The organism is Vibrio glycogenivorans (genome assembly GCF_051660965.1).
Taxonomy (GTDB): domain Bacteria; phylum Pseudomonadota; class Gammaproteobacteria; order Enterobacterales; family Vibrionaceae; genus Vibrio.
In genome coordinates this window covers 41,841-56,047 of sequence record NZ_JBPVIS010000016.1, presented here as the reverse complement: position 1 = coordinate 56,047, position 14,207 = coordinate 41,841, and the positions used below count along the sequence as shown (strand labels likewise).

The following is a 14,207-nucleotide window of genomic DNA, read 5'->3' as shown; positions in this document are numbered from 1 at the left end:
TTTCAAAGTCATTTGACGCGGAGATGAGCCCGTATATTGACTCCCTTTGGGCGAGTTTGCTTGGCTGGCCGCCCGCGGCTCGCAGCCTGCGTTGGTCACTTTCGATTTAGCACCACTAAATCTTCAAGTGACCGCCTTGGCTGCAAACCAAGCAAGTCTCGCTGAAACTGTATCTTGAGGTCACTTGGGTATAACTGCTAAATTTAAATTGCCTAGCTTGCTAGGCAATTTTTGATTGGAGGAGGTCTATGCCGTTAAAAGCTAAGCTGATCTTGTTAACTCTTATCCCTTTGGTACTGGTCACCTTGAGTGTCGGTTGGATATCGATTCATCAGACCAAACGCCTTGGACAAAAAGAGGTTGAGATCTTTCGCGACAGTTTAATCAAATCGCGTGAAAGCGCACTCAAAGACAGTCTCGACCTAGCCTTTGATGCGATAGCTCACGTCTATAACGACCCGAATCAAGACGAAAGTGAGGCCAAAGCCGAGGTCAAAGCGATCTTGACTGGGCTGCGTTACGGCGCTGATGGTTACTTCTTTGCTTACGACCAAAACGGTGTCAATCTGGTTCACCCTGTTATGCCAGAGTTGGTGGGGCAAAACCTGCTTAGCTTAACCGACTCAAACGGTGACTCCCTGATCGAGGCCTTGTTGTTTCAGGCGCAATCGGGTGGTGGCTTTCATCAGTATTTGTGGCAAAAGCCCTCGACTGGAGAGACAGTGCCTAAACTCAGCTATGCCGCGTGGTTGGATAAGTGGGACTGGATGGTGGGTACCGGGCTGTATATTGAAGATGTCAGTCAGGAAGTTGAGACAATGCATGCGGCGATTAATCGCAATATAGAGACGACCTTCTTTTCGGTGATGGTGATTTTGATTGTTACGGTAGCGGTGATCATCGTTTTGACCCTGGCGATTAACCTACATGAGCATCGCCTTGCAGATCGTAACCTCAAGGAGTTAGCGTTTAAAACCGTGATGTTTCAAGAGGATGAAAAGAAACATTTAGCCCGAGAGCTGCATGATGGGATTAATCAACTCTTGGTTTCAAGCAAATGCCACCTAGAATTATTCAAAGATAGTATCAACGAAACGGGTCATTTTGATCATCTGTCAAAAGCTCAGCATTCGCTGTTGATGGCGATTAACGAAGTACGACATATCTCGCATCAGCTTAGGCCTAGTGCGTTGGATGACATTGGTCTTGAGGCCGCACTGAGCACCTTGCTTGAAGACTTTCAATCTCATTCGGGCATCGAAGTGCAGGTGTCACTGGATACCCAAGCAGCACGATTAAGCTCGGAAATTGTGACCACCTTGTATCGTGTGGTTCAGGAGTCACTGAACAATGTCGAGAAACACTCAGGAGCAAGCCGCGTGACAGTGATGCTGTCTAAAATTGGCCCTCGTCTACAATTAATGGTTCGCGATGATGGGGTTGGTTTTAATACCAGTATAGGGCTTAGCCGAGGGGGGATTGGTTTGCGCAATATGCGAGAGCGTGTCGAGTTTATTGGTGGTGAATTTGAATTGCATAGCGAGGTGGGCCTAGGGACTGAGGTTACGGTTTTGATCGGTATAGAGGAGGCGAGATGAGTGACAAGATTCGTGTAGTGATTGTTGATGACCATCAAGTGGTCCTCGATGGGTTTGTTGCGCGTCTAGAACATGAGCCTGAGATCGATGTGATTGGCAGTGCAAGTAATGGTCTTGAGGGGGTCGAACTGGTCGGGCAGCTGCGCCCTGATGTCGTGCTGATGGACGTGAGTATGCCGATCATGAATGGCATTGATGCGACGCGACTTATCTGCGAGCAGTATCCACAAATCAAGGTGTTGATGCTCACTATGCATGATAACCGTGAGTACATTATGAAGGTGATGCAAGCCGGGGCGGTGGGCTATATGCTCAAGGAGATCTGCGCTAATAAAATGGTTCAGGCAATAAAAACAGTCAACCAAGGCTCGACCTATTTTTGTGAATCTGTGACGCAAACCCTGTTTACCCAAGAGGTGGTGCCTGCCGCGCAAAGGGTGAACCCATTAAGTCGTAGGGAAGAAGCTGTGCTCAAGCTGGTTGCTGAGGGGCATAGCAGCAAGAAAGTAGCAATGTTACTTGGGATAAGCTATCGAACGGTTGAGACACACCGACAAAACATCAAGCACAAACTGGATCTTCACTCGACGGCCGAGCTGGCCAAGTATGCGTTTGAACGAGGACTCGTCAGCTAGGTTAAAAAACGCAGTCTACGTAGCTTTGGGTCTGGTTGCGCCCAAGGCGTTTGGCGCGATAGAGGGCTTCGTCAGCGCAGTTTAGCCAGTCGACATGGCTGTTAAAGCGGGGATGGAAAGTACATATACCCAGACTGATGGTAAAGGTGACCGGCTGACCATCATGCATAACGATGCTCTGTGCCGCTTTCTTTCTTAATCGCTCCGAGAAAAACATCGCCTGACTGCTGTCGGTATCGGGCAACAGAACCGTAAACTCCTCTCCGCCATAGCGTCCACAGATATCTTTGCTGCGGACGGATTTGGCTAAGGTTGTCGCGAGGTTGCGGATCACCTCATCACCGATGTGGTGCCCATAGTTATCGTTGATCGATTTGAAGCGATCAATATCGAGCATCACTAAGGTGCAGGGCTGCTCGGTGCGGGTCATGCGCTCAAACTGCTCAGCAAACGCCTGCTCCCAATAAACCCGATTAAATAGATTGGTTAAGCCATCTCTTCGATTGAGCTCTTCGAGTTGTTGATTAGTCTCATCCAGATAAATTTTATTGTGTGCGGTCTCTGACACGTCATTGATCTGAATCGCGATGTGACTGACCTCGCCTGTCAGTGACTTGAGCGGTGTCAGCACAATATCCTGGTACATAAACTGACTGCCATGGGACGCGGGAGAGAAATTTTTAAATTTAAATAAGTACGAGCGGTTCTCCCAACTTGAGAAACAGCGGGTTTCAAGCAATGTCGCGTTGGTGATTTTCGCCTCAAGCCAGGCTTTGGGTAGCTCCTGGAAGCATTCAAACAGGTTTTTCCCCAGAATCGATTGAGAGGGGACACCACTGTAGGATTGCATAAAGCTGTTCCAGATAACGACGCGATTCTTTCGGTCGAGTACCACTAGACCCGAGTCCATATTGTCGAGGATCTGCATCATCCAATGAAACTCTTTCATTTCGATAGTGATAGCCGACATTATATGTTCTCCATGATATCGAAAATGATCGCCACCGACGGCTGATCAACCATAAACAGGACCTCACATTCAAAGTCCATGTCCTCAGCAAAACAGGTGTACTCGATTGCAAACAGTGGTTGATTGGGTTTGAGCTGATTAAAATGACTCGCCGAACGTGACAGCAGTGCAGGTTGACGGAGTGAGAAAGGGCGATCGAGTAACTCGCCGAAAGAGAGTAAAAATGATGAGACTAATAGGTTGGCAATATTCTGGAATACCTCGTTTTCATCGGTAAGTTGTGAATGATAGCCAAGCTTGATGCCTATGTCCAAAACATCCTCACCGCGCAGACAGACCAGCGCTTCTCCGTGGATGCCACCACCAACAAATCTTTGCGTCACGGCCGTTGCATGGGGTTGGTTGAGGACATCTGCCATTGCCATGCTCACTTCGCCATAGGTGAGATAGCCAACATGGGGAATGGGCAATTCAATAAAATGATTAAGGTGGTTAGCCATAATCGCAGCCCCTTTGCCCAGTGCAATATTGACTGTCTCGTTTAATTTTTGCTGAGGTGTATAATGATTCGCTAGTTCGGAATTTTTATTCTGCTCAGTATTGGTATATGGAATGGACAACTGATTATAAATTGGGATCAGTTCAGCGTGTTCAAAAGGTTTAGAAATGAAAAAATGTGCTCCTTGGTTACGACAACGTGTTTTTGCTTGCTGCTGTACATCAGCTGAATAAACCACGATAGTGGTTGGATGGCTATTGACTGGCAGGGTATTAAGCACTTCAAATCCATCCATTACTGGCATGGTAAGATCAAGAAATAGTGCATCGATATTTTTGCTTTTCAATAAGCTAATCGCTTGAACACCATCATCTGCCTCATATATCTTGATATGTGGCTGAGGTTCTATTGAGCGAATAATGGACTTTCTAGCGACGATTGAGTCATCACAAACAAGAATATTCATCTACCAACTTTGGAAGCAAGATCAAATTATTATAGTAATACCTGTAATTTAAGCACACTAGTAGAAATAAGCAAAAGTATTAATTACATACAGATGCATTTCACAAAATGACATAAATAATAATTGCGATTAAGTATTGAGAATATTATCACTACTTGATGCACTAATTGCTAGTTAACTCGTCTGTAGCTCGGTAGATTAGTGGCTTACCTTTCCAGGAGATATTATTGACCAATTAATCAATAATAAGCTGATTGAATTTATCAATAATACTTGTAGAAAAATCATTAATTTATTCTAAATTGCTTAGATCTCAGTGAAAAATAAGCACCTAAGATCTGACTGTAGTTTAAGGGTATAGCATGCGGCGAGTTGCGAAAAGTATTTTTAGCTCTTCACTATTGGGCAGAATGCAAAAAGTATTCGTGCCTATCACCTGTATGTTGTTTGTTGTGCTTGGCACCTGTCTCTATCTGTATACCTCGAGCCAGCTTAAACAAGCGTTTGCCACTCGCTGGGCAGTTCAGGTGGAGTTGATGATGCAACAAGTTCCACGAGCCATCCGCAGAGTGGATGCGCATATCGATGCGGCGCTGCTACAAGAGAAGCAGCTTACCCGACTGTTACCAGACAGAGACAGCCGCCAGGTATTGCGTTCGTTTACCATGCATCTTCAACAGCTATTTGTGCCCGAGGATGTGTCGAGTCAGGCACAATTTACACTCGCCTTGATTGATGCCTCTGGAAATATCATTACTGAAAATCAGTATACCCAGCCAAGCTTACTGTCAGTGTTGCTGGCGGAGGCGCAAAAGACCCAGCTGAGCCTCAACCGGCGTTATCATCGTCTGATGCAGCAAGGTGATGATCTGCTGTTGATCACGTCGATTACCTTACCGACGCAGCAGCTATTGTTGGTCATTCATCCACTGACGATATTCTCCGACCTCACCCGCCAGTTGCAGCGAGAGTTTGGTCCGCTGCAGCAGTATAAAGTCAGTTTGGCAGCGAAGCCTGTCGAGCAATATGAGGGGGTGTTGCTTGGTCCTATGTGGGAGCATTCAGCATCTGAACGACTCATCACGGCAGGAGAAGAGTATCAAATAGAGCATACTTCGCCTTGGTTTGGACATCAGATTAACCTGTCTGTCAGTGGGCCTCTATTCAATCTGTCTGTTGAACTCGACAGTGAGGTCTTGGCGACAGAGTTAACCTATCAGCGTTTTGGTATTGTCGGTATCATGCTCGGGCTCACCTTACTCATTTTGGCTATTTTCTACGCTTTGGTGATCAAGTTTGTCATTGCTCCACTCGATAAATACGCCCAGCAACTGGATGCCAAAGAAGGTGTGGTGCACGCGTCAGATATTGAGATTTCTGAGCTACGCGACTCCTATCTTATGATGCGTAAAAACATGCGTTCTTTGGTCGAGAAAGACGAGCTCACCGGCCTGCAAAGTCGGCGTTACTTTGTTGCCGAGCTCAAGCGTTTGATTGTTCTTCAACAGGGAAGCGTGCCCGCTTATCTGGTTTACCTTGATATCGATAACTTCAAATGGCTTAACGATCACATCAGTAGAGCGGCAGCCGATCGGTTTTTGGTTGAATTTGCCGCTAAGCTACGTCGATTGGTCACGGAGTATGTCGAATCATCGAGCCATGTTGCGATTGCACGTTTGACATCGGATCAATTTGGCCTTTACGTCGATGGAACGGGCAGTTTTTCGCGTTTATTGCAACTTGTGAATGCGATCCAGGAGCTGTTTTCTAACGGCTATCAATTCGAATTTCATGCGTTGCCACTGTCTGTTAGCCTCGGGATCGTTGAGATAGAACAGACGGGCTCGACGGTCGGCATTGAGGCGTTACAGACACAGGCGGAAAGGGCGCTAGAAGCTGCCAAGCAGGTCGATGGTAATCATTACCAATTTTACAATGTGGATATCGCGCAGCAGATAAGAAGCAGTGAGATCGTAGAGAGAGCCCTAGTTTCGTCGCTTATTCATGATGGATTTAGGCTGATGTTTATGCCGATTGTTGAGGCAAAAAATCAACATACCCGAGGTTATGAAGTCTTGCTGCGTTGCCCTGAGCTTGAAGAGCAAGGGTTCTCAGCAGAAGAGTACGTGACGCAAGCGGAAAAATTGGGTTTGATAGAAGACGTTGACCTCTGGGTGCTGCGCAATAGCTTTACCATGATCAAGCGCATCAGCCAAAGTCAAAGCACGGTGCCGATTTTTTCAATTAACATTTCAGCACTCGAGTTGTCCAACGAGCGATTTGTGAGTCAAGTAACGACACTGGTTGAGCAGTATCAGATTGACACATCAAAAGTGGAGCTCGAAATCACAGAAACCGCCTTTGTTCCCAATCAAGACGATGGTGGTGTTACGCTCAATGCCCTGAAAGACCTCGGTTTCCGCTTGGCACTGGATGATTTCGGCTCAGGCTATACCTCATTTTACCAATTGGCGCATTACCCCTTTGATGTCTTGAAGATTGATAAAGTGTTTATTGAGATGCTCAATGATGCGATTGGAGCTGAGCCTTCAATGGCAAAAGTTATCTATTCACTGGCGAAAACGCATAACTTGGAATTGGTCGCAGAGGGGGTAGAGAATGCCTCGCAGGTTGATTATCTAACCCAGTTGGGCTGCGAGATGCTACAAGGCTACTATTTTTCAAAGCCCATCTCGCAAGAGCAAGCTTATTCGGCAATCATCAGGCAGCCTCTTTCGGCAAATTCCCATCTGTCATTGGTCACCAAAAACGCCCTCTAAGCGTCAGTTTACAGTGTGAATTGCTGCAATGCTGGGCCGCAATTGGCCTGATGCAGCCGGTTGCTTTGACTCAGGTTAATAAGCATGGCTTGATCCTGACCAGCGAAATCGATAAGTTGATGTTAATTTTTGCTATTCACGGAAGAGCTACAGAGCTATGAGCAGTATTTTAGAGTGCATTCGTACAGTAGGACGCGGAGAACGGGGTCGAAAGCCGCTTGATTTTGACCAGGCCTATCGGGTAATGGATGAATACCTTGACGGGCAAGTTGGTGACGATCAGATGGCGATGTTGCTTATGTTGATCCGAGTACAGAATGAGACTAAGCAGGAGATTGCGGGTTTTGTCAGTGCATTTCAATCGCGGATGCCGGAGATTGGCGCCGATATAGATTGGCCATGCTACGCCGGTAAGCGTCATGCTGCAGGACCACCGTGGCAACTGCTAGCCGCGAAAATCCTTGCAAGCAATGGTTACAAAGTCGTACTACACGGGTTTAAAGACCCGACTTTAGATCGCCTCCATGTTGAAGATTATCTCGATAAAGTGGGAGTGCCGATTGCTCAAGATGCGATTGAGGCGCAGAAGTTGATTGAAGAGCAGGGAATTGTTTATCTGCCACTAGCTAACTTCGCCCCTCAAGCAGAAAAAATGATCGCTTGGAAGCAGCGCTATGGGCTAAGGACACCAATCAATACCGTGGTTCGAGCGTTAAATCCAGGCAAGGCCCGTTTAGGGCTTCGAGGCAGTTTTCACCCAGGCTTTCAACAGCTGCATGCCGAGGTTGAACATGAGATTGGCTTATCCTCAGCGATTATCTCATTTAAGGGACAATCAGGGGAGTCAGAATACAACCCAAGGGTGAGTCAGACCGTCTGGCTCAGCACCGAACAAGGCGTTGAATCTCACTACTGGGCGGAGCGTCAATTAGAGCAAGTCGACCAGAAATTCGTCTGCCCCCTTGGCACACCAAGAGAGCTGCGCCACTTAATGGTCAACACGGTGATAGAGACCATGGCTTCAATACTATTTACCGAAAGCGGAGATCGAGAACGCGCGATCGCGATCGCTGATCGGTATTGGCATGAATATATTAAATAAAGGTGCGGGGTTCGAGTACGGGCTTTGCCCTACGGGGAGCGGGGTGTCTGTCGCTCGCTGAAGATTGTTCGTGTTCTAAAATGAGACGTCCTTGCGGCACGAAACGAAGTGTCCTGTATTTTTTCGCGAGGAGCTTGTCACACGCAGTGAACTACTCGCTCCTCGCAGTGAAACGTCCTCGCTCCTCGGAACGAAGTGTCCCTTATTTATTTTTTACCTTGCGTCGAAGCCTTGTCTTCTTCGGTTAGTTCGCGGATGCGGCGGCTGATGTCGCGGCGCGCTTTTGAGATCTCTGCGCTTTTGATGATGTGGTCGTCAACGCGATCTTCGTAGTCTGCCTTCATGTTTTTCACGATGGCGATCACTTCTTCTGTTGGCATGTCTGGGCGGATGTAGTCCAGCAGGTTTTCTAGCAGATCGACACGCTTGCGGTTGTCGCGGATTTTCTTTTCATTGTCTAGCAGCTCACGCTTCAGTTTGTTTTTACGACGAGCTTGGCTAACGATTTCAAATACGCTACTCATAACTTTTTCCCCAAAATCTATTCTAAAATGGCGCCGCACAAAGTGTGCAGCAACTGGCAGTGATTAAAGCACAGTTCACTCGAGGTGCTCAAGGTGTTCTCGACTACCGTGCGGGCAGAGTTTGCAGCACTTAACATAAATGTGAGTTAAAAAGGTCTTGGCAAAGCACGAGTTTGTCCGCGAGCTTGTGACTTCAGATCAAATAAATATTAATTATTAACCCTACTTTGTGTCTAAATATTGACTTTTTATTCTGAATGTATGACATTTCATGCTCTTTTTGATTTCACACTTTAGCCAAAGTTAAACTAGCCATGTCGCACACAGATATTGAGTCACCTGCAGTGACCACAGAGAACAAAACCTGGCAGATGCCAGACACCCTAATCCTGATTTTTGTTGTCGGTATTCTTGCCAGTATCCTGACCTATTTTGTCCCAGCAGGTCAGTTTGATAGCCAGCAAGTTTCTTACATCGCTGATGGTGTCGAGAAGAGCCGCACGGTGATCGATCCGACGTCTTTTAGCTATGCGACCGACGAGAATGGTGACCTTCAGTATAACAAGGTCGGCCTGTTTGCTTCTGGTGGCGGCATTGGTCTGATGAACTTCCCGTTTGAAGGACTGGTTTCGGGCTCTAAGTGGGGCAGTGCGATCGGCGTGATTATGTTTATGCTGGTGATCGGTGGTGCCTTTGGTGTTGTGATGCGCACCGGTACCATCGATAACGGTATTTTGCGCCTAATTGACAAAACCAAGGGCAGTGAATCGCTGTTTATTCCGGTTCTATTTGTGTTGTTCTCGCTTGGCGGCGCCGTATTCGGTATGGGCGAAGAGGCTGTGGCGTTTGCGATCATCATCGCGCCTTTGATGGTGCGCCTTGGTTACGATGGTATTACCACCGTGATGGTGACCTACGTGGCGACACAAATCGGCTTTGCCACCTCATGGATGAACCCATTCTCAGTCGCTATTGCCCAGGGTATTGCCGGCGTTCCAGTTCTTTCAGGTATGCAGATGCGTATGGTGATGTGGGTGGTGTTTACCCTGATCGGTATTGCGTTCACCATGCTGTATGCGGCTAAGATCAAAGCCAAGCCAACCTTGTCATACAGCTACCAAAGTGACGCGCATTTCCGTGCACAAGAAGCGGGTGACCAAGAGTCTCGCTGGAATCTAGGTGATACTCTGGTGATCCTGACGGTGACGGCAACCACAGTTTGGGTGGTTTGGGGAGTGGTCGCACACGCTTGGTATATCCCGGAAATCGCATCGCAATTTTTCACTATGGGCTTTGTTGCCGGTATCATTGGCGTTGTGTTCCGTCTTAACGGCATGACAATGAACGATGTCGCGGCCTCGTTCAAAGAAGGCGCGAGCGTGATGCTAGCTCCAGCGTTGCTAGTAGGTTGCGCCAAAGGTGTGCTGCTTATTTTGGGTGGCGGCTCAACCGATGAAGCAAGCGTACTTAACTCGATTCTTAATAGCGCGGGCGGTGTGATCAGTGGTCTTCCTGAAGCTGGCGCAGCGTGGTTGATGTATGTCTTCCAGTCGGTGTTCAACTTCTTCGTCACCTCGGGCTCTGGCCAAGCAGCCTTGACTATGCCGCTACTGGCTCCTCTGGCCGATATTGCTGGCGTAACTCGTCAAGTAGCCGTACTTGCATTCCAGTTAGGTGATGGCTTTACCAACATTATTGTACCTACTTCGGCTTCACTGATGGCAACTCTGGGCGTATGTCGTATCGATTGGGGCAACTGGGCTAAATTCTGCTGGCGTTTCATCGTATTGTTGTTCACACTATCGAGCATTGTCGTGGTCGGAGCACATCTGATGGGCTTTGCGTAAAACACACAAACATAAATGTTTTAGGGGGCGGGGAGCGAGTTACACTTCGTTCCGAGGTGCGAGGACTTCCAGTGTGTTGGTATGTCTTCGCTACTTTAGGGGCAGTACCCGTCCACTAAATCGCCCAATTTACTTTGGGTGTCAGTCACATATCTTTCCGAGGCACGAGCAACTCACCAAGAGTGTTAAACTCCTCGCACCCCGTAGGGCAACGCCCGTCCCCGTCCCTCGAACCTTTGTTACTCGAACCTGTTTATTAAGAGAGAAATATTATGCCAACGGTACACCTTGCCGATGTTATTCAAGGGACCGCTGTGATTGAGCAGCTTGATGTGAAAGACCTTGCCCCCGGGCATCATCAATTTTGGTTTCAAGCTGGAACGAATGCGCTTGCTCAGCCGCAACTGCTGCCGGTCAGTGTGCTTAAAGGAGACATTCCTGGCCCGCGGGTGATGATCACAGCAGGCGTTCATGGCGATGAGTTGAATGGGGTGTTAGCTGCTCATGAGATGATTCGAAGCCTGGAGGCAAAAAGTATCAAAGGGACCATTACGGTCGTTTCGATGATCAATATCACGGGCATGTTACGTCATAGTCGTGACTTCTTTAGCTCAGACCCTGATGCATCACCGGCCAACCTGAATCGCTTCTTCCCAGGTAACCCACAGGGTGATGCCGCGCATCGCTTTATTGATTGTGTCTGGACTAAGTTACTTAGACCGAATGCAGATTGTGCGATTGACCTGCACACGCAAACCAGTGGCGCAGTCTATCCACTGTATGTCTTTGCAGATTTCCGTTTGCCAGAAGCGCTGCAAATGGCGCGCTTGATGAATGCAGATTGCATTCTTGACGATCCAGGTGATGCTGGTGTGCTGGAAACGGTGTGGAACAATAGCGGTATTCCGAGTATCACCGTTGAGGTTGGTATGGGTAAAATCACCCAGCCAGATCTGATCAGTCGAGCGGTTGAAGGGATGCAAAATATCCTCAAGTTCGTCGGTATGCTGGAGGGTGAACCACAGGCAGCGAGTGCCGAGTGTATGGAAGGCCACTCTGTTGTGAGTATCCGTGCTCGCCAAGGCGGTTTAGTGCTGCCACAAGTCGAGCTGCTAACTGAAGTCACAGAGGGGACGGTTGTGGCTAAACAATACAATGCCTTTGGTGATCTTATCGATACTTACACTGCACCACAAGCTGGTAAAGTATTGAGTTATAACGTGGATGCCATGCGCGAACCAGGAGCTCTCGTGGTTCGGTTATTGTGTAAATAGCCGTAACAATGTTGTTGATAGGCGCAAAGCACAGCTTGAGCGCCTATTTTTTTATCGAGATGTTGGATCTTTAGGCAACTGTTATCATGACCGTTGTCGCTAAGGACTTCTCTAGCTATGATGAGGGCAAGATTGGATTCGATACCGTTTGCTTATGCTAATTACCAAACACTTAAAACACCAAATCGAATACACAGTGCCACAGTCTACATCGGCACCAGTAGAGCCAAGTGCAACCAATAAAGGGGACTGCCTTAAGCTCGGCCAAGCCTATCAAGGGGCTCGTAAGTATATCGAGGCCACAGAGGTTGAGTTACAGCGCTCGCGCATCATGATGATGGATGCCGAGGGTAACTTACGTCCACTCAATCTCTACCCAGAACACTAGAAAAGGATAACTACAATGACAATCGTACTCTCACCTATTGAAGCTCGGATTATTGGTTGCTTGATTGAGAAAGAGGTCACCACGCCAGACTATTACCCTTTAACACTCAATAGCCTGACCTCTGCGTGCAATCAAAAAAGCAACCGAGAGCCTGTGATGTCACTTACTGCAGAAGAGGTAAAGTCTGCGGTGGATGGCTTGATTGCCAAGCGCTTGGTCAGTGATGAGAGTGGTTTTAACAGCCGAGCTAACAAGTACCAACACCGCTTCTGTAATACCGAGTTTGGTGATTTGCAGTTAAGCGCGCAGGAGAAAGGCATCGCATGTTGTATGTTGCTGCGCGGCGCGCAGACACCTGGGGAGTTGCGCACTCGTACCAGTCGCTTGTGTGAGTTTGGCGATGTGAAAGAGGTAGAGCAACTACTCACTGCCATGTCACAGCGTGAGAGTGGCGCTTTGGTGGTTAAGCTGCCACGTGAAGCCGGTAAACGCGAGTCTCGCTACCAGCACCTGTTCTGTGGTGAGGTGGACATCAGTGCACTTGAAGCTGCCGCGCCAACCATGGCCAGCAGTAAAGATGCTCGTATCGCGGAGCTTGAACAAGAGGTGGCCGCTCTTAAGGCCAAGATTGCCGAGCTAGAGTCTCAGCGCAGTTAAGTCAATAAAGGATTTTTTGGTGCTATCTTGTTGGTTTATTTATCTTATTCGAACTAAAGATAATGCTCTATACTGTGGAGTAACGACCGATGTTACGCGTCGCTTTGAGCAGCATAGGACCGGCAAGGGTGCCAAAGCATTAAGAGGCAAGGGACCGCTGATATTGGTTTGGTCCTCCCCGGCAGGAAAGAGCCGGAGCGAGGCCCAGCAATGGGAACACAAGCTAAAAAAGCTGCCTAAATCGCGCAAAGAGTCGTTGATCAAAGGGGAATGGTGTCTTGAACAGATGTAGTCGCTACAGGCACCTGCTGCAATCAAGGACTAAAAAAGACCATAACATGAAAAATTTACTACCCTCCATTGCGCTATGCCTCACCGCCTTTTGTGCATCGGCGTTAGAAGACCCTCATTCTCACCAAGTGCTCGCTGAATACTGGAAATACGATGAGTTTCTCAATGCGTTTCCTGAGCAACGCAGTCTGACCAAGCAGTTGTCTGATACTGTGCAAAGTCCGGCAATCCCCTTAAGCGCAGAGCAGGTGGAGCCTGTGACTATTTCGGTGGTGTATCCTGGTCAACAGGTGTCTGACTATTGGGTGCGTAATATCAGTGCCTTCGAGCGACGCATGGACGAGCTTGGGATTGATTATGAGATTAACCAAGTGTTTACTCGGCCGAATGTTGATTTAAGGCAGCAGAGTTTATCCTTGATGGAAGCACTCAAGAATAAGTCGGATTATTTAGTCTTTACCCTCGACACAACCCGCCATCGCAAGTTTATCGAGCATGTGCTTAGCAGTGCTCAAACCAAGATTATTTTGCAAAATATCACTACCCCGCTGCGAGATTGGGGAGAGCGTCAGCCTTTTATGTATGTCGGCTTTGACCATATTAAGGGGACAGAGTTGTTGGTCGATCATTTTAAGAAGACCTTCCCCCAACCTGATGTGAACTATTCAGTGATTTACTTTTCAGAGGGCTATGTGAGTGAGGCTCGTGGCACCACCTTTATCGACAAGATGACGAATCATGACAATTACCGCCTAGCCTCGTCATTCTACACCGATGCCAGTCGTGCCTCGGGCTATCAAGCGGCCAAGAATATTCTGCGCCAAGAGCCAGATATCGACTTTATCTATGCGTGTTCGACCGATGTTGCACTGGGTGCAGTCGATGCCCTTAGAGAGGCTGGGCGTGAAGATATCTTTATCAATGGCTGGGGCGGTGGAACGGCTGAGCTTAATGCCCTTGCCAATCAAGAGCTGGATGTCACTGTGATGCGGATGAATGACGACACGGGCATCGCCATGGCTGAAGCCATCAAGTGGGATCTGGAAGGAAAAGCGGTACCGACTGTGTATTCCGGCAGCTTTCAAGTATTGACGTCTTTGACAGAGCCGCAAGATGTGCAGGCGTTAAAGCAGCAAGCGTTTCGCTACTCGAACCCTTAATCGTTAACCTTGGTAC

At 48.0% G+C, this 14,207-nt stretch carries 13 protein-coding genes; 10 read left to right on the top strand and 3 right to left on the bottom strand.

The genetic code is table 11. The annotated features are described in order from the left end of the window. Nucleotides 1-248: 248 nt before the first annotated feature. Together ACSTTG_RS21450 and ACSTTG_RS21445 are read left to right on the top strand one after the other, a co-directional pair. Nucleotides 249-1,598: a cache domain-containing protein gene (locus ACSTTG_RS21450; RefSeq protein ID WP_438476231.1), complete on the top strand. Its 1,350-nt coding sequence runs from the start codon at nt 249-251 to the stop codon at nt 1,596-1,598. Further along, nucleotides 1,595-2,233 carry a response regulator gene (locus ACSTTG_RS21445; RefSeq protein WP_438461012.1) on the top strand — a complete coding sequence of 213 codons (639 nt, stop codon included), beginning with the start codon at nt 1,595-1,597 and terminating at the stop codon, nt 2,231-2,233. The genes ACSTTG_RS21450 and ACSTTG_RS21445 overlap by 4 nt, the downstream gene beginning before the upstream one ends. Before the next feature lies 1 nt (nt 2,234). Here the strand turns inward: ACSTTG_RS21445 and ACSTTG_RS21440 are convergent, their stop codons facing one another. Continuing rightward, entirely contained in the window at nt 2,235-3,203 is a 969-nt protein-coding gene (locus ACSTTG_RS21440) for a GGDEF domain-containing protein (protein ID WP_438476230.1), read from the bottom strand. Further along, entirely contained in the window at nt 3,203-4,168 is a 966-nt protein-coding gene (locus tag ACSTTG_RS21435) for a response regulator (RefSeq protein ID WP_438476228.1), read from the bottom strand. Before ACSTTG_RS21435 ends, ACSTTG_RS21440 begins: the two co-directional genes overlap by 1 nt. Nucleotides 4,169-4,578: 410 nt before the next feature. Here ACSTTG_RS21435 and ACSTTG_RS21430 point away from each other — a divergent pair, with 410 nt between their 5' ends. Further along, entirely contained in the window at nt 4,579-6,948 is a 2,370-nt protein-coding gene (locus ACSTTG_RS21430) for a putative bifunctional diguanylate cyclase/phosphodiesterase (RefSeq protein ID WP_438476227.1), read from the top strand. Nucleotides 6,949-7,105: 157 nt separating this feature from the next. Further along, nucleotides 7,106-8,050 carry a glycosyl transferase family protein gene (locus ACSTTG_RS21425; RefSeq protein WP_438476225.1) on the top strand — a complete coding sequence of 315 codons (945 nt, stop codon included), beginning with the start codon at nt 7,106-7,108 and terminating at the stop codon, nt 8,048-8,050. A gap of 206 nt (nt 8,051-8,256) precedes the next feature. Here ACSTTG_RS21425 and ACSTTG_RS21420 read toward each other — a convergent pair whose 3' ends face one another. Further along, nucleotides 8,257-8,574 (bottom strand): DUF496 family protein, encoded by a 318-nt coding sequence (locus tag ACSTTG_RS21420; RefSeq protein ID WP_438461017.1) that lies wholly within the window; start codon nt 8,572-8,574, stop codon nt 8,257-8,259. 371 nt (nt 8,575-8,945) lie between these two features. Here ACSTTG_RS21420 and yfcC point away from each other — a divergent pair, with 371 nt between their 5' ends. The 6 genes from yfcC (at nt 8,946) to ACSTTG_RS21390 (ending at nt 14,191) form a co-directional block, all read left to right on the top strand. After that, nucleotides 8,946-10,421, top strand: a complete 1,476-nt coding sequence (gene yfcC, locus ACSTTG_RS21415; protein WP_438476247.1) for a putative basic amino acid antiporter YfcC — start codon at nt 8,946-8,948, stop codon at nt 10,419-10,421. Between the two features lie 272 nt (nt 10,422-10,693). Further along, nucleotides 10,694-11,695, top strand: coding sequence for a succinylglutamate desuccinylase/aspartoacylase family protein (locus ACSTTG_RS21410; RefSeq protein ID WP_438476224.1), 1,002 nt, complete (start codon nt 10,694-10,696; stop codon nt 11,693-11,695). A 196-nt stretch (nt 11,696-11,891) separates the two neighbouring features. After that, entirely contained in the window at nt 11,892-12,083 is a 192-nt protein-coding gene (locus ACSTTG_RS21405) for a hypothetical protein (RefSeq protein WP_438461019.1), read from the top strand. A gap of 15 nt (nt 12,084-12,098) precedes the next feature. Beyond that, a complete protein-coding gene (locus ACSTTG_RS21400) occupies nt 12,099-12,740 on the top strand; it encodes a YceH family protein (protein WP_438461020.1) in 642 nt (213 codons plus the stop codon). Between the two features lie 4 nt (nt 12,741-12,744). Next, on the top strand, nt 12,745-13,032 hold the full coding sequence (locus ACSTTG_RS21395; RefSeq protein WP_438461056.1) for a GIY-YIG nuclease family protein: 288 nt from the start codon (nt 12,745-12,747) through the stop codon (nt 13,030-13,032). A gap of 46 nt (nt 13,033-13,078) precedes the next feature. Further along, nucleotides 13,079-14,191 (top strand): autoinducer 2-binding periplasmic protein LuxP, encoded by a 1,113-nt coding sequence (locus ACSTTG_RS21390; RefSeq protein WP_438476222.1) that lies wholly within the window; start codon nt 13,079-13,081, stop codon nt 14,189-14,191. The last annotated feature ends 16 nt before the right edge of the window (nt 14,192-14,207 follow it).